Source organism: Serratia sp. BNK-23, assembly GCF_047456145.1.
GTDB lineage: Bacteria > Pseudomonadota > Gammaproteobacteria > Enterobacterales > Enterobacteriaceae > Serratia > Serratia nematodiphila.
The window spans coordinates 2,003,576-2,019,604 of sequence record NZ_CP179900.1; the positions used below are offsets into that span (position 1 = coordinate 2,003,576).

The following is a 16,029-nucleotide window of genomic DNA, read 5'->3' on the forward strand; positions in this document are numbered from 1 at the left end:
GTTAGCATCACGCGGGAGGTTTCTCCCGCGTGAGATTGATGACAAACCTTATACCCTTGCCGGGTTGGCAGAGAGCACCAAATAAAAAACAAGGAAAATCAATTTATTGATTTTCGGCCGCTCACCACAAAGGGGGAAAAACCACGCTTTTTTCCCCTTTGTCAACAGTCTGACGCGGGAGGTTTCTCCCGCGTCCTACCCCCAAATACCCCGCCTTGCCTCCCTCCTGCCCACCTTTATCTCTATATTCTGTTTTACTCGTTTTAATTCAATCAGTTAACTTAATCTTTCACACCTATACTTTGGTGGTATTTCTCAGCCGACGCGCGCGGTGCCTCCCGCTTTCTCTTGATCGCAATCAATTTGCCGCCTCTTGGCCGTCAGTAGGCTGGCGGCAGATTGAGCATGTCTTCTTATAACGACAAGAGCCTTCAGGAGCATTCCGGATGAGCAAATTTTTAGACCGTTTCCGCTATTTCAAGCAGTTGGCGGAGCCTTTTTCTGGCGATCACGGCCAGACCTTGAACACCAACCGCGACTGGGAAGACGGCTACCGCAGCCGTTGGCAGCACGACAAAGTGGTGCGTTCCACCCACGGCGTGAACTGCACCGGTTCCTGCAGTTGGAAGATCTACGTGAAGAATGGTCTGGTGACCTGGGAAACCCAGCAAACCGACTATCCGCGCACCCGCCCCGATCTGCCCAACCATGAACCGCGCGGCTGCCCGCGAGGCGCCAGCTACTCCTGGTACCTGTACAGCGCCAACCGGCTGAAATACCCGCTGATGCGCAAGCGCCTGCTCAAGCTGTGGCGCGAAGCGAAAGCGCAGCACAGCGATCCGGTCGAAGCCTGGGGCTCTATCGTCGGCGATGCGGAAAAAGCCAAGAGCTACAAGGTGGCGCGCGGCCGCGGCGGTTTCGTCCGCTCCAGCTGGCAGGAGGTCAATGAACTGATCGCCGCCGCCAACGTCTACACCGCCAAAACCTTCGGCCCGGACCGCATTATCGGCTTCTCGCCGATCCCGGCGATGTCGATGGTGTCCTACGCCGCCGGCGCCCGCTACCTGTCGCTGATCGGCGGCGCCTGCCTGAGCTTCTACGACTGGTATTGCGATTTGCCGCCGGCTTCGCCGATGACCTGGGGCGAGCAGACCGACGTGCCGGAGTCCGCCGACTGGTATAACTCTTCTTACATTATCGCCTGGGGCTCCAACGTGCCGCAAACGCGCACCCCGGACGCCCACTTCTTTACCGAAGTGCGCTACAAGGGCACCAAAACCGTGGCGGTGACGCCGGACTATGCCGAAGTCGCCAAGCTGTGCGACCACTGGCTGAATCCGAAGCAGGGCACCGACAGCGCGATGGCGCTGGCGATGGGCCACGTGATGCTGAAAGAGTTCCATCTCGATCGCGAAGTTGGCTACTTCCGCGACTATGTGCGTCGCTATACCGACATGCCGATGCTGGTGCTGCTCGAGCCGCGTGAAGGCGGCCACTACGCCGCCGGCCGCCTGTTGCGCGCCGCCGATCTGGTGGACGGGCTGGGCCAGGAAAACAACCCCGAATGGAAAACCGTCGCTATCGACAGCCGCAGCGGCGAGCTGGTGGCGCCGCAGGGCTCCATCGGCTTCCGCTGGGGCGAGAAGGGCAAGTGGAACCTGGAGCAGCGCGAAGGCAAGTCGCAACAGGAAGTCGAGCTGCAACTCAGCCTGTTGGGCATGCATGACGACGTTGCCGAGGTGGGTTTCCCGTACTTCGGCGGCGCCGACAGCGAGCATTTCAACAGCGTGGCGCTGGACGAGATCCTGCTGCACAAACTGCCGGTGAAACGCCTGCAGTTGGCGGACGGCAGCGAAGCGCTGGTGACCAGCGTGTACGATCTGACGCTGGCTAACTACGGCCTGGAGCGCGGGTTGGGCGACGCCAACTGCGCCGCCGACTATGACGAGGTCAAGGCTTACAGCCCGGCCTGGGCCGAGCAGATCACCGGCGTGTCGCGCCATAACATCATCCGCATTGCCCGCGAATTCGCGCAAAACGCCGAGAAGACCCACGGCCGTTCGATGATCATCGTCGGCGCCGGCGTCAACCACTGGTATCACATGGACATGACCTACCGCGGCCTGATCAATATGCTGATCTTCTGCGGTTGCGTCGGCCAGAGCGGCGGCGGCTGGGCGCACTACGTCGGCCAGGAAAAACTGCGGCCGCAAACCGGCTGGCTGCCGCTGGCGTTCGGCCTCGACTGGCAACGCCCGCCGCGCCACATGAACAGCACCTCGTTCTTCTACAACCATTCCAGCCAATGGCGCTATGAAACCGTCGGCGCCGATGAGCTGCTGTCGCCGCTGGCGGACAAATCGCGCTTCGGCGGCAGCCTGATCGACTTCAACGTGCGCGCCGAGCGCATGGGCTGGCTGCCGTCGGCGCCGCAGCTGGGCGCTAACCCGTTGCGCCTGGCGGAGCAGGCCCGCGCCGCCGGCCAATCGCCGGTCGAGTTCACCGTCGACAGCCTGAAGAGCGGCGCGCTGGGCTTTGCCGCCGAGCAGCCGGACAATCCGCAGAACTTCCCGCGCAACCTGTTCGTCTGGCGCTCCAACCTGCTGGGCTCTTCCGGCAAGGGTCATGAATACATGCTCAAATACCTGTTGGGCACCGAGAACGGCATCCAGGGGAAAGATCTCGGCCAGCAGGGCGGCGTGAAGCCGCAGGAAGTGGAATGGCGCGAGCAGGGCGGCGAAGGCAAGCTGGATCTGGTGGTGACGCTCGATTTCCGCATGTCGAGCACCTGCCTGTATTCCGACGTGGTGCTGCCGACCGCCACCTGGTACGAAAAAGACGACATGAACACCTCCGACATGCACCCGTTCATTCATCCGCTGTCGGCGGCGGTCGATCCGGCCTGGGATTCGAAGAGCGACTGGGAAATCTACAAGGGCATCGCCAAAGCCTTCTCCGAGGTGTGCGTCGGCCATCTGGGCCAGGAAACCGACGTGGTGACCTTGCCTATTCAGCACGACTCCGCCGCCGAGCTGGCGCAGCCTTACGGCGTGCAGGACTGGAAGAAAGGCGAGTGCGAACTGATCCCCGGCAAAACCGCGCCGCACATCATCGCGGTGGAGCGCGATTATCCGGCCACCTACGAGCGTTTTACCTCCCTGGGGCCGTTGATGGACAAACTGGGCAACGGCGGCAAGGGCATCAGCTGGAACACCCAGACCGAGGTCGATTTCCTCAAGCAGCTGAACTACGTCAAGGCCGACGGCCCGGCGGCGGGGCGGCCGAAGATCGAGAGCGCGATAGACGCGGCGGAAGTGATCCTGTCGCTGGCGCCGGAAACCAACGGCCAGGTGGCGGTGAAAGCCTGGGAAGCCCTGAGCAACGTCACCGGCCGCGATCACCGACATCTGGCGCTGAACAAGGAAGACGAGAAAATTCGCTTCCGCGACATTCAGGCGCAGCCGCGCAAAATCATCTCCAGCCCAACCTGGTCCGGCCTGGAAGACGAACATGTCTCCTATAACGCCTGCTACACCAACGTGCACGAGCTGATCCCGTGGCGCACCCTCAGCGGCCGCCAGCAGCTGTATCAGGACCACGAGTGGATGCGCGCCTTCGGCGAAAGCCTGCTGGCGTACAGGCCGCCGATCGACACCCGCGCCGCCCAGCCGCTGCTCAACAGCAAGCCGAACGGCAACAAGGAGAAGGCGCTGAACTTCCTGACGCCGCACCAGAAGTGGGGTATCCACTCCACCTACAGCGACAACCTGCTGATGCTGACGCTGTCGCGCGGCGGGCCGATCGTCTGGCTGAGCGAAGACGACGCCAAAGATCTGGGCATCGCGGACAACGACTGGATCGAGGCCTTCAACGCCAACGGCGCGCTGACGGCGCGCGCGGTGGTCAGCCAGCGTATCCCGGCCGGCATGACCATGATGTACCACGCACAGGAGCGCATCGTGAATCTGCCGGGCTCGGAGATCACCAGCCAACGCGGCGGCATCCACAACTCGGTGACCCGCGCCTGTCCGAAGCCGACCCACATGATCGGCGGCTATGCGCAGCTGGCCTACGGCTTCAACTACTACGGCACCGTCGGCTCCAACCGCGACGAGTTCGTGGTGGTGCGCAAGATGAACCGTATTGATTGGTTGGACGATGAAGGCAACGACTACGCGCAGGGCAGTCAGCAGGAGAACCACAAATGAAAATTCGTTCGCAAGTCGGCATGGTGCTGAATCTGGACAAGTGCATCGGTTGCCACACCTGTTCGGTCACCTGCAAGAACGTCTGGACCAGCCGCGAAGGCATGGAATACGCCTGGTTCAACAACGTGGAAAGCAAACCCGGCGTCGGCTATCCGCACGCCTGGGAAGATCAGGAGAAGTGGAAGGGCGGTTGGATCCGTAAAATCAACGGCAAGCTGGAGCCGCGCATGGGCAGCCGCGTCGGCGTGCTGGCGAAAATCTTCGCCAACCCGGACGTGCCGGCGCTGGACGACTACTACGAGCCGTTCGATTACGACTATCAGCATCTGCACACCGCCAAACAGGGCAAGCACCAGCCGGTGGCGCGCCCGCGCTCGCTGATCACCGGCCAGCGCATGAACAAGATCGAAAGCGGCCCGAACTGGGAGGAGATCCTCGGCGGGGAATTCGAAAAACGCTCGCAGGATAAAAATTTCGACAACCTGCAGAAGGCGATGTACGGCCAGTTCGAAAACACCTTCATGATGTACCTGCCGCGCCTGTGCGAGCACTGCCTCAACCCGGCCTGCGTCGCCACCTGCCCGAGCGGGGCGATCTACAAGCGCGGCGAAGACGGCATTGTTCTGATCGACCAGGACAAGTGCCGCGGCTGGCGCATGTGCCTGACCGGCTGCCCGTACAAGAAAATCTACTTCAACTGGAAGAGCGGCAAGTCCGAGAAGTGCATCTTCTGCTACCCGCGCATCGAAGCCGGGCAGCCGACGGTGTGTTCGGAAACCTGCGTCGGCCGCATTCGCTACCTCGGCGTGCTGCTGTACGACGCCGATCGCATCGAGCAGGCGGCGGCGGTGGAGAGCGACAAGGATCTGTACCAGAGCCAGCTCGATATCTTCCTCGATCCGCATGATCCGAAGGTGATTGCCCAGGCGCTGGCGGACGGCGTGCCGCAGGGCGTCATTGAAGCCGCTCAGCAGTCGCCGGTGTACAAAATGGCGATGGACTGGAAGCTGGCGCTGCCGCTGCATCCGGAATACCGCACGCTGCCGATGGTGTGGTACGTGCCGCCATTGTCGCCGATTCAGTCCGCCGCCGATGCCGGCGAACTGGCGCACAGCGGCGTATTGCCGGACGTCGAGAGCCTGCGCATCCCGGTGCAGTATCTGGCGAACCTGCTGACCGCCGGCGATACCGAACCTGTGCTGTTGGCGCTGAAGCGCATGCTGGCGATGCGCCATTACAAACGGGCGGAAACCGTCGACGGCGTGGTCGACACCAGCGCGCTGGAGCAGGTTGGGTTAAGCGAAGCGCAGGCGCAGGAAATGTATCGCTACCTGGCGATCGCCAACTATGAAGATCGCTTCGTGGTGCCGTCGAGCCACCGCGAGCTGGCGCGTGAAGCCTTCCCGGAAAGCAAAGGCTGCGGCTTCAGCTTCGGCGACGGTTGCCACGGCAGCGACGGCAAGTTCAACCTGTTCAACAGCCGCCGCATTGACGCCATCGACGTGACCGCGAAAACCGCGCGGCCGGAGGACGCCTCATGATCAGCCTGAAAGTGATCGCCCGCCTGCTGGATTACCCGGAGCAGGCGCTGTTTGACCATCAGCAGGCGCTGATCGAAGCATTGGAGCCGGCCAGCGAGCTGGATCTGCGCCACAGCGCGCAGCTGATTCTGTTTATCCGCCGCCTGTGTGCGCGCCCGTTGCTGGACGCGCAGGCCGATTATTGCGAACTGTTCGATCGCGGCCGCGCCACTTCGCTGCTGCTGTTTGAACACGTGCACGGCGAATCGCGCGATCGCGGCCAGGCGATGGTTGACCTGATGGCGCAGTACCGCGCCGCCGGGCTGGAGATCGACAGCCGCGAGCTGCCGGATTTCCTGCCGCTGTACCTGGAGTATTTGGCCAGCCGCAGCGCGGCGCAGGCGCGCGAAGGGCTGCAGGACATCGCGCCGATCCTGGCGCTGCTGGGCGCGCGCTTGCAGCAGCGTGAAAGCCCGTATGCGGTGCTGTTCGATTTGCTGCTGGCGTTGTCCGGCAGCGAGGTACAGGCGCAGGCTCTGGAGACGCAGGTGGCGCAAGAGGCGCGCGACGATACGCCGCAGGCGCTGGATGCGGTGTGGGAAGAGGAGCAGGTCAAGTTTCTCGGCGAACAGGGCTGCGCCTCCGCCCAGCAGACGGCGCACCAGCGGCGCTTCGCCGGCGCGGTGGCGCCACAGTATCTGGACCTGACGGATGCGTTAACCGGAACCAAAGGACGCTAATCATGCAATTTTTGAATCAGTTCTTCTTCGACATCTACCCTTATCTGGCCGGCGCGGTGTTCCTGATCGGCAGCTGGCTGCGCTACGACTACGGGCAATACAGCTGGCGCGCCGGCTCCAGCCAGATGCTGGATAAAAAAGGCATGCGGCTGGCGTCCAACCTGTTCCACATCGGCATTATCGGCATCTTCGCGGGCCATTTCCTCGGCATGCTGACGCCGCACTGGATGTATGAGGCCTTTCTGCCGATCGACGTGAAGCAGAAGCTGGCGATGATCGCCGGCGGCGCCTGCGGCCTGATGACGCTGATCGGCGGCGCGCTGTTGCTCAAACGCCGGTTGACCAACCCGCGGGTGCGCGCCACCAGCAGCTTCGCCGACATCCTGATCCTGACGTTGCTGGTGGTGCAGGTGTGCCTGGGGTTGCTGACCATTCCGTTCTCCGCCCAGCATATGGACGGCAGCGAAATGATGAAGCTGGTGGCCTGGGCGCAGGCGGTCGTGACCTTCCACGCCGGCGCCTCTGCGCACCTGGAAGGGGTGGCGCTTATCTTCAAGCTGCACATGGTGCTGGGCATGACGCTGTTCGTGCTGTTCCCGTTCTGCCGCCTGGTGCATATCTGGAGTGCGCCGGTAGAGTACCTGACACGCCGTTACCAGCTGGTACGCAACCGCCGCTGAGTCTGACCCCGCCGCCGCCGCTGATCGCCAGCGGCGGCGCTATTCCGATAATTCGCCCGCCGTCTGCCCATTCTCCCCGCCTTGTCGTAAACTGAATATCTCAGTCATGTTACGCTTATGCTTGCGCCGACGGACGTCGGCCCGTGGTAGCCGATAACAAGAGATACCGCCTTGATGAAAGGCATTTTGGGATATAAAAACCGGGGATGATCCGCGTGGCCTTCGCGTCGTGCGGGAGAATCGCTTTATGGATAGTCAGGTTAATCAATAACAATAATGACCACACAATTTCGCTCACCCGAGCTGCTGCCTCTGAAAATCATCGCCACCGGGGCCGCGTTGCCGCCTAACCGCGTGGCGTCCTCTGCGCTCGACGCTCGGCTGGGGAAACCGGCCGGCTACGTTGAAAAACGCTCGGGCATCGTTTACCGCTATCACGCCGCCGACGATGCCAGCCAGGCCGAACTCGCCGCCGCCGCGCTGCAAGACGCGCTGGCTTGCAGCGCCCTCCCGGCAGCCTCCATTGACCTGCTGATCTCCGCCTCGGCGATTTCGGTGCAGGCGCTGCCGTGCACCGCCGCGCACATTCTCAAGGTGGCGGGGCTGGCGCCGGGCACGCCGGGCTTCGACATCAACAGCAGCTGCATCAGCTTTATCTCTGCGCTGCAGGTGGCGGCGGGGCTGCTGAACGCCGGAACGTATCGACGCATCGCCATCGTCTCGGCGGATCTCGCTTCACGCGGCATCGACTGGCAGCACGAAGAGTCGTCGCTGATCTTCGGCGACGGCGCGGCCTGCGCCATCGTGGAGCGCGGCGACGGCGCCAGCGGCATCCTCGCCAGCCTGGTGGAAACCTACCCCGCCGGCAGCGAACTGTGCGAGATCCGTGCCGGCGGCACGCGTCGCAACCCGCGCGCCGGCATGTGCGAGCAAGACTTCCTGTTTCATATGCAGGGCAAGCCGCTGTTCCGCCAGGCGTCGGCGCTGATTGAGGGTTACCTCGATCGGCTGCTGAGCGCCAGCGGCCTGACCCTGGGGCAGATCGCCACCGTGGTGCCGCATCAGGCCAGCCATCTGTCGCTCGAACATATGCGCAAACGGCTGCACGTCTCCAGCGAGGCGCTGGTGGATATCTACCGCCATCATGGCAATCAGGTGGCGGCGTCCATCCCGACGGCGCTGCATGCCGCCGTGACCACCGGGCGCTTCAACCCCGGCCAGCCGGTGATGCTGATCGGCACCGCCGCCGGGCTGGCGCTGGCCGGCATGGTGTTGCTGCCATGAGGGTGCTGGTCACCGGGGCGACCAGCGGGCTGGGACGCAACGCGGCGCAGTGGCTGCTGGAGGCCGGACATCAGGTGCGCGCCACCGGCCGCGACGAGCGGGCCGGCGCAGCGTTGCGTCGGTTGGGCGCCGAGTTTTGTGCGCTCGATCTGGCGCAGGCCACGCCGCAGCAGTGCCGGCAGCTCGTCACCGACTGCGAGTGGGTGTGGCACTGTGCGGCCAAGTCTTCACCCTGGGGCGGCAAAGCGGAGTTTCACCGCATCAACGCCGCGGCGACGGAGAGGCTGGCGGAGGCGGCGGGGCGCTGCGGCGTGCGGCGCTTTGTGCATATCTCCACGCCGGCAATCTACTTCGATTTTCAGCCGCATTACGATCTTGACGAAGGTTACCGCGCCCGGCGCTTCGCCAATCACTATGCCGCCAGCAAGTATGCGGCTGAACAACGCCTGTTGGCGCAGGCGAAGATCTACCCGCAAACCACCTACATTATGCTGCGGCCGCGCGGCCTGTTTGGCCCGCACGATCGGGTGATCGTGCCGCGGCTGTTGCAGCAGCTCGAACGCGATCGCGGCGTGCTGCGGCTGCCCGGCGGCGGGCAAGCGCTGCTGGACCTGACCTTCGCCCCCAACGTGGTGCACGCGATGGACCTGGCCAGCCGGCAGCGCGGGTTGCCGTCCGGCACCGTTTACAACATTACCAATCACCAGCCGCAGCGGCTGGCGGAGATGCTGGATGCGCTGCTGCGTCAGGAACTGGGGCTGCGCTACCGGCTGCAGGCCGTGCCCTATCCGCTGCTGCATACGCTGGCCGGCGGCATGGAGCTGTGGGCGACGCTGAGCGGCAAGGAACCGCTGCTGACGCGCTACAGCGTGGCGGCGGTGCATTTTGACATGACGCTGAGCCAGACCCGTGCGATCGAAGAGCTGGGCTATCAGCCGCGTTATTCGATGGAAGAGGGCATTCGCCTGACCGGCGAGTGGTTGCGGCGGCAAGGAGGCGGACAGCATGGCTAAGGTCACCGTGTTTGAAGTGGGCTATTGCACGCATATCGGCTGCATGGCGCTGCGCGGAGCCGGGTTCCGGGTGTGCAAATTCCCGGCGCGCGCCTATCTGCTGGAGGTGGGGGAGCGCCGCTGGCTGTGGGATACCGGCTACGCGCATTATTTTCAGCAGCACACGCAGTCGGGGCTGTTCAGCCTGTATCGCCGGATGACGCCGGTCTATTTCGATCCCGCCGAGTCGTTGGCGCATCAGCTGCGCGAAGCCGGTTACGCCGAGGGGGATATTCAGGCGCTGATCGTCTCGCATTTTCACGCCGATCACATCGCCGGGCTGCAGGATTTCAGCCAACTCGACTTTATTTGCTCCGGCGAAGGCTGGCGGCAAACCCGCGGGCTGCGCGGTTTCGCGGCGCTGAAGCGCGCCTTTATTCCCGGCCTGATCCCGGCGGATTTCGAGAGCAACCTGCAGTTTATGGAAGCTTTTCCCTCGGTGGCGTTGCCTGCGCTGCTGGCGCCGTTCGAGCGCGGCTATGCGCTGCCGGGCAGCGAAGGGCAGATCGTGCTGGTGCCGCTGCCGGGGCATGCGGCCGGCCATATCGGCGCCTTTATTCTCACCGACGCCGGCTGGACGCTGCTGGCCAGCGACGCCGCCTGGTCGCCGCAGAGTTACCAGACGCTGCGCGGGCCTTCGCGCTTGGCCAATCTGGTGATGGACGACGCGGTGGCGTACACCCGCACGCTGGAGCGGCTCAACCAGCTGTGGGCGGGCGGCCAGGTCAACATTTTGCTGTGCCACGAGGGGGACCTGTGATCCCGTTCATGACCCTTTGGCACTATTTCCGCGCCCGGCGCCTGCGCTTTGGCGATCGTGCGGCGCTGGAGGCGCATCAGGCCCGGCAGCTCGCGGGCTTTGCCCGTCGGGTGCTGAGCAAGAGCCCCTATTTTCAAGGCTTCAGCCGCCGGCCGTTCGCCGAATGGCCGCAGATGGACAAGGCGCTGATGATGGCGCAGTTCGACCGGATGAACACCGCCGGGCTGCAGCGCGATGCGGTGCTGGCCTGCGCGCAGCGCAGCGAGGCGGATCGCGATTTCACGCCGAAGATCGGGCGCTACAGCGTTGGATTGTCGTCCGGCACTTCCGGGCAGCGCGGCGTGTTTGTCGTCAGCCCGCGCGAACAGCAGGTGTGGGCCGGCGGCATGCTGGCGAAAATGCTGCCGGACGGGCTGTCGGCGGGCGAGCGCGTTGCGCTGTTTCTGCGCGCGGATAATAATCTCTATCACAGCGTGAACAATCGTTGGCTGAGCCTGGCGTTTTACGATCTGCTGGCGCCGTTCAGCGAGCATTTGCCCGCATTGGAACGGCAGGCGCCCAGCATTATCGTGGCCCCGGCGCAGGTGCTGCGCGCCTTGGCGCTGGCGGTGCTGGCCGGGCAGGTGAAATTGCCGGTCAAAAAAGCGATCTCGGTGGCCGAGGTGCTTGAAGAGCAGGACCGCCGCCTGCTGCTGCAGGTATTTCCGGCGGTCGGCGAAGTGTATCAGGCCACCGAAGGATTTCTTGCCGCGACCTGCGCGCACGGTACGCTGCATCTGAACGAAGAGTTTTTGCATATCGAACCTCAGTGGATCGACGAACTGCGTTTTACGCCGTTGATCACCGACTTTACCCGCAGCACGCAGCCGATCGTGCGTTATCGGCTGGATGATGTGTTGGTGCTGCGCAAGGAACCCTGCCCGTGCGGGCAGCCGACGCGGGCGATCGCCCGTATCGAGGGGCGGCGCGACGATCAACTGATGCTGCCCGATGCGCAGCGGCAACCGCAGGCGGTGTTCGCCGATGCCTGCAGCCGAACGATCGCCAATGCGTTGCCGCTGAGCAGCGATTACCGCCTGATCCAGCGCGGCGAACGGCGGTTGGAATTGATTGCCGATTGCAGCCCGGCGGCGTTGGCGCACTGTCAGGCGCAGCTGATCGCGCTGTTCGCTCGCCAGGGCATCGCCACCGAGCGCCTCGAATGGCGGTTGACGGCGCAGGCGGTGCTGCCGCAGTTCGATCGCAAGCGGCGGCGCATCGTGCGCCAGGCGGAGGAAGCATGAAAAATACGCTGTTCAGACTAGGGCACATGTTGCTCGGCTGGGGGACGGTCGGGGTGGTGTATAGTCTGACCGATCGCCTGCAGGGGGCGGGAACCCTGTTGCCGCCGTCGGCGCTTGACCGGGCGATCCCGTTCAGCCCCACGGCCATATGGCTCTACCTGTCGTTCTTCCTCATTGTCCCGGCGGGCTATCTGCTGGCGCCGCTGCCGCGGATCACATGGCTGACGCGGGCGATGCAGCTCACCGCGCTGGGCGCCGGGGCGGTTTACCTGCTGTGGCCGACCACCATGGCCTATCCGCAGAACGATGGCGTCGGGATCAGCGCGCAGCTGCTGGCGGCGTTAACCCAGGTGGATTCGCCGCAGAACTGCCTGCCTTCGTTGCATATGGCGCTGACGGTGCTGGCGGTGTGGGCGCTGAGCGACGGCGAGCGCAAAGTGCGCACGGCGCTGTGGATGCTGTGGGGCGCGGCGATCGCGTTCTCGATTCTGCAACTGCGCCGCCATTTGTTTGTCGATTTGGCCGGCGGCGCGCTGCTGGCGCTGTTCGCCGGCTGGCTGGCCCTGCGTATGAACACCCTGCGCCGGCGCGTGGTTAAAGGAGAAATGGGATGAGCGATCTGGCATTGCCGATAGTGTTCATGCTGTTCATCGTGGTGGCCGAGGCGGTGGCGCTGCAGTGGGGGCGTCGCGAGCCGGTCAACTGGCACGATCTGGTGTTCAACCTGAACTCCGGCCATATCATGCTGTGGCTGTTCCGCGGGTTGGAGATCACCTGCTACGGCTACGTGGCCGCGCATTTCAGCCTGGGGCTGCTGGACGCCTGGCCGCCGCTGTTGATGTGGCTGTTCGCCCTGCTGGCGTGGGACTTCGGTTTCTACTGGCTGCACCGTCTGCACCATCGTTTCCGCCTGCTGTGGGCGGTGCACGTGGTGCACCATCAGGGCGAGCATTTCAATCTGTCGCTGGGGGTGCGCAACTCCTGGTATTCGTCGTTGACGTCGATCCCGTTCTTTTTGCTGCTGGCGCTGGCGGGCGTGCCGCTGTCGGTGTTTGTTGCGGTCTCTATTTTTCACTACAGCATCCAGCTGTTTAATCACAACGCGCTGACGCCGAAGCTTGGCGTGCTGGAAAAAATCCTGGTCACGCCGGCGCATCACCGGGTGCATCACGTCAAGGATATGGCCTATTCCAATAAGAACTTCGGCGGCAGCTTTATCTTCTGGGACAAGCTGTTCGGCACCTTCTGCCCGGCATTGCCGAGCACGCCGTTCAGCTATGGCGTCGGCGGCGACAGGCCGTCCGCCAACCCGTTCTGGGCGAGCAATCTGCCGTTCCTGCGCTATTTCCGTCTGGCCTGGCGCCCGGCGCCGGGCCGGCCACGCGACCGCCGTTCGGCGCTCAGCGTATTCAGCGGCGCCATGCTGTTGTTCTCGCTGGTGGTCGGTTACGTCTACCAATACGGTTACGGCTACGGCGACATCAACTGGCCGCAAATGGCGCTGCTGGTGTTGCTGGCGTTGGGCTCGGTGGCGCTGGGCGGCATGACGGAAGGGCGACCTTGGGCGAGCGCCGTCTGGTTGCTGGTCGCGCTGGGCATGCCGCTGCTGTTTATCGGCTATCTCGGTTGGCCGCAGCGCTATTGGCATATCGCCATGGCCGCCGTGGCGTTGCATGCCCTGTGCGTCGCGCTGGGCTGGGGACGGGTGGCCGCACCGGCCGCCGTGGAGGAACCGCATGGCTGAATCATTGCCGCCGCTGCGTTTTCCCGCCGATGGCGAACAGGCCTTCCACCGCGATCTTAAGCGCGCGGCCCACGCCTGTCTGGCGGGCGATCATCGCTATGCCGATGCCGCGCGGTTGGCCAAGGCCGCGCTGTTGCTGGCGTTGTGCGTCGGGTTTTACGCATTGAGCCTGCTGCAGCATCAGCCCTGGGCGTTTTTCCTCTGCTATTTCCTGTTCGTGACTATGGGCATGCTGCTTAACGTCAACGTCAACCACGATGCTTCGCATAACGCTTTCCTGCGTGCGCCCTGGGCCAATCGGCTGGTGGGGCGGTTGGTGACGCTGCCGCTGGGCGTCGATCCGGACTACTGGCGCACGCGGCATGTGGATTACCACCACGTTTACGCCAACGTCGAACACTACGATCTGGATACCGAAGAGAACGGTTTTTTCCGCCAGACACCGTTCCAGCGCTGGCGACCGCATATGCGTTATCAGCATCTGTACTGGCCGCTGATCGCCGCGCTCTCCTTGCCTTACATCGCGTGGATTTTCGATTGGTCCGATCGGCTCGATAAAACGCCGCTGCGGGAAAAACGCGTGCTGGCGGGACGCGGCGGTTGGACGCTGTTCGTGCTGTGCAAGCTCGCGCATCTGGCGCTGGTGCTGGTGGCGCCGCTGGTCGTGGGCCACTTGCACGGCATCGGCTGGGGCTGGGTGCTGCTGGCCTACGCGCTCAGCCAGATGTGCGCCTCGCTGCTGGTGGTGTTCTTGCTGCTGGGCACCCATTGGGCGCAGGCCGAGTTTTACCCGGCGCCGACGGGCGACAGCATGCCGCAAGGCTGGTATCGGCACAATTTCGCCACCGCCTGCGACTGGCAGCCCGAACCGCGCTGGCTGGAGCATCTGACCGGCGGGCTGAACTATCACCTGACCCATCACCTGTTTCCCGGCTGGAATCATCGCCATTACCCGGCGCTGGCCGCGGCGGTGGCAGAGGTGGCGCAGCGGCACGGCATGGCGTATCGCTGCATCGGCTATCGCGAACTGCTGGCGCAACAACAGCGCTTCTTACGCCTTATGGGGCAACCGTGAAACCGCTGCGTCCGTTAGCCTATCGGCGCGACGACAGCGGGTTGCACCGCGCGCTGATGCAGGCCGCCCAGCATTATCTGGCGGCCAACGGCGATCACCGTTTCGCCGACGGCGGCATGCTGGCGAAGGTCGCGCTGCTGCTGGCGCTGTGCGGCCTGTGTTACGGGCTGAGCCTGCAACAGCAGAACGGCTGGGCGTTTTTCGCCTGCTATTTCGGTTTTATCTTTATCGGCATGTTCCTGACGGTGAACGTGGTGCACGACGCCTCGCACAACGCATTTTTCCGTCGCCCCTGGGCCAACCGCGGGTTGAACGCCCTGGTGAGCGTGCCGCTGGGGTTGGATCCCGACTGCTGGCGCGTGCGGCACGTGCTGTTCCATCATGCCCATAACAATATCGAACATTACGATCCCGACATCGACGCCAACGGCGTGCTGCGGCAAACGCCGTTCCAGCGCTGGCGGCCCTTTATGCGCGCGCAGCGTTACTATTGGCCGCTGGTGGCGGCGCTGACTTTTCCGTACTACATCTGGCTGTTCGATTGGCTGGACAGGGCGGGCCGCACCCGCGTGGCGGCGCGCATGGCGCAGCAGGGCGTGCGTGGCTGGATCGGGTTTCTGGCGGGGAAGGCGGCGCACCTGCTGCTGGCGCTGGCGATCCCGTGCTGGCTGCTGCCGCCGGCTATCGGCATCGGGCAAATCCTGCTGGTCTATTTGCTGAGCCAGATGCTTTCTTCACTGCTGTTCGTGATGCTCATCATCGGCACCCACTGGGCCAAGGCCAACTTCTACCAGGCGCCAGAACAAGGCGCAATGCCGCACGGCTGGTATCATCATGTGTTCGCCACTACCTTCGACTGGCTGACCCGGCCGCGCTGGCTGGGGTACTGGCTCGGCGGGGCGAACCTGCATTTGACGCATCATCTGTTCCCGCACTGGAGCCACCGCCATTACCCGGCGCTGAGCCGCATTATCGGCGAGGTGGCGCCGCGTTTCGGCATCGACTACCGCCTGCTGGAGTTGGAGGAGCTGTTGCGCCTGCAGCAGCGTTTCCTCAGCGCGATGGGGCGCAAGCCGCACTAGCGTTGCATGCGGGTTATGCGAGGCGTTACGCAGTTCACTAATTGAACGACATTTACCCTTCCAGTAGACTTTCCCCCGGTGAATCAACGACCACAGGAGGTGGAGTATGCGGAGTTTACCTATTCGGTTATCGAACAAAATTGATGATGATCTGAACGATATCGCCCGGCGTCACGGGATGGAAAAAACCGAGGTAATCAAAATGGCGTTTGCACTGATCGCCATTGCCGATAAGTACTGGATGAAGCAGGATGGTACGTGTCTAGGCATCGTACGAGAGAATGGCGAACAGCTTGAAGCGGTGGGACGGGTCGTGGAGATCTTCCCATGAGCATCGAAAGCCGTAATCTGCGCGATGAAGCCAGCCAGGTTTATCTGGAGCAGGTGTTGGTCTTCGACGAAATGGAGCGGCTGCGCCTGGCGCGCCAGGTACTGTGCGGGATATTTGCGGTCAGCGTGGGCGTATTCGCCGCCCACGCGTATTGGGACAAAAACGAAGCGCTCGGTCAAGTGTTCGAGCTGGTGAAGATCGGCGCCTTGCCGCTGGTCACGCTGGTGGTCTCTTTCTACTTTCCCAACAGCGCGTCCAGATAAGGCGCCG

At 63.5% G+C, this 16,029-nt stretch carries 14 protein-coding genes; all 14 read left to right on the forward strand.

Annotated features, from left to right (window positions below; all coding sequences use genetic code 11):
- The first annotated feature begins 446 nt into the window (after positions 1-446).
- The 14 genes from ACMGF9_RS09440 to ACMGF9_RS09505 all read left to right on the forward strand — a co-directional run bounded on the left by ACMGF9_RS09440 (position 447) and on the right by ACMGF9_RS09505 (position 16,022).
- Positions 447-4,208: a nitrate reductase subunit alpha gene (locus ACMGF9_RS09440; protein WP_015378193.1), complete on the forward strand. Its 3,762-nt coding sequence runs from the start codon at positions 447-449 to the stop codon at positions 4,206-4,208.
- Positions 4,205-5,749: a nitrate reductase subunit beta gene (gene narH, locus ACMGF9_RS09445; RefSeq protein ID WP_015378192.1), complete on the forward strand. Its 1,545-nt coding sequence runs from the start codon at positions 4,205-4,207 to the stop codon at positions 5,747-5,749. The genes ACMGF9_RS09440 and narH overlap by 4 nt, the downstream gene beginning before the upstream one ends.
- A complete protein-coding gene (gene narJ / locus ACMGF9_RS09450; RefSeq protein WP_021504018.1) occupies positions 5,746-6,468 on the forward strand; it encodes a nitrate reductase molybdenum cofactor assembly chaperone in 723 nt (240 codons plus the stop codon). The genes narH and narJ overlap by 4 nt, the downstream gene beginning before the upstream one ends.
- 2 nt (positions 6,469-6,470) lie before the next feature.
- Positions 6,471-7,148: a respiratory nitrate reductase subunit gamma gene (narI, locus tag ACMGF9_RS09455; protein WP_004934642.1), complete on the forward strand. Its 678-nt coding sequence runs from the start codon at positions 6,471-6,473 to the stop codon at positions 7,146-7,148.
- A gap of 276 nt (positions 7,149-7,424) precedes the next feature.
- Positions 7,425-8,432: a 3-oxoacyl-[acyl-carrier-protein] synthase III C-terminal domain-containing protein gene (locus ACMGF9_RS09460; RefSeq protein ID WP_414160210.1), complete on the forward strand. Its 1,008-nt coding sequence runs from the start codon at positions 7,425-7,427 to the stop codon at positions 8,430-8,432.
- Positions 8,429-9,445, forward strand: coding sequence for an NAD-dependent epimerase/dehydratase family protein (locus ACMGF9_RS09465; RefSeq protein WP_021504016.1), 1,017 nt, complete (start codon positions 8,429-8,431; stop codon positions 9,443-9,445). Before ACMGF9_RS09460 ends, ACMGF9_RS09465 begins: the two co-directional genes overlap by 4 nt.
- Complete coding sequence (locus ACMGF9_RS09470) at positions 9,438-10,244, forward strand: MBL fold metallo-hydrolase (RefSeq protein ID WP_414160211.1); 807 nt, start codon at positions 9,438-9,440, stop codon at positions 10,242-10,244. Before ACMGF9_RS09465 ends, ACMGF9_RS09470 begins: the two co-directional genes overlap by 8 nt.
- On the forward strand, positions 10,241-11,527 hold the full coding sequence (locus tag ACMGF9_RS09475) for a F390 synthetase-related protein (RefSeq protein ID WP_021504014.1): 1,287 nt from the start codon (positions 10,241-10,243) through the stop codon (positions 11,525-11,527). Before ACMGF9_RS09470 ends, ACMGF9_RS09475 begins: the two co-directional genes overlap by 4 nt.
- Entirely contained in the window at positions 11,524-12,141 is a 618-nt protein-coding gene (locus ACMGF9_RS09480) for a phosphatase PAP2 family protein (RefSeq protein WP_015378186.1), read from the forward strand. Before ACMGF9_RS09475 ends, ACMGF9_RS09480 begins: the two co-directional genes overlap by 4 nt.
- Positions 12,138-13,271, forward strand: coding sequence for a sterol desaturase family protein (locus tag ACMGF9_RS09485; protein ID WP_015378185.1), 1,134 nt, complete (start codon positions 12,138-12,140; stop codon positions 13,269-13,271). The genes ACMGF9_RS09480 and ACMGF9_RS09485 overlap by 4 nt, the downstream gene beginning before the upstream one ends.
- Positions 13,264-14,346: a fatty acid desaturase family protein gene (locus ACMGF9_RS09490; protein ID WP_075684706.1), complete on the forward strand. Its 1,083-nt coding sequence runs from the start codon at positions 13,264-13,266 to the stop codon at positions 14,344-14,346. Before ACMGF9_RS09485 ends, ACMGF9_RS09490 begins: the two co-directional genes overlap by 8 nt.
- Entirely contained in the window at positions 14,343-15,428 is a 1,086-nt protein-coding gene (locus ACMGF9_RS09495; protein WP_015378183.1) for an acyl-CoA desaturase, read from the forward strand. Before ACMGF9_RS09490 ends, ACMGF9_RS09495 begins: the two co-directional genes overlap by 4 nt.
- Positions 15,429-15,534: 106 nt before the next feature.
- Complete coding sequence (locus ACMGF9_RS09500; RefSeq protein ID WP_015378182.1) at positions 15,535-15,759, forward strand: hypothetical protein; 225 nt, start codon at positions 15,535-15,537, stop codon at positions 15,757-15,759.
- Entirely contained in the window at positions 15,756-16,022 is a 267-nt protein-coding gene (locus tag ACMGF9_RS09505; RefSeq protein WP_015378181.1) for a hypothetical protein, read from the forward strand. The genes ACMGF9_RS09500 and ACMGF9_RS09505 overlap by 4 nt, the downstream gene beginning before the upstream one ends.
- Positions 16,023-16,029: the final 7 nt, after the last annotated feature.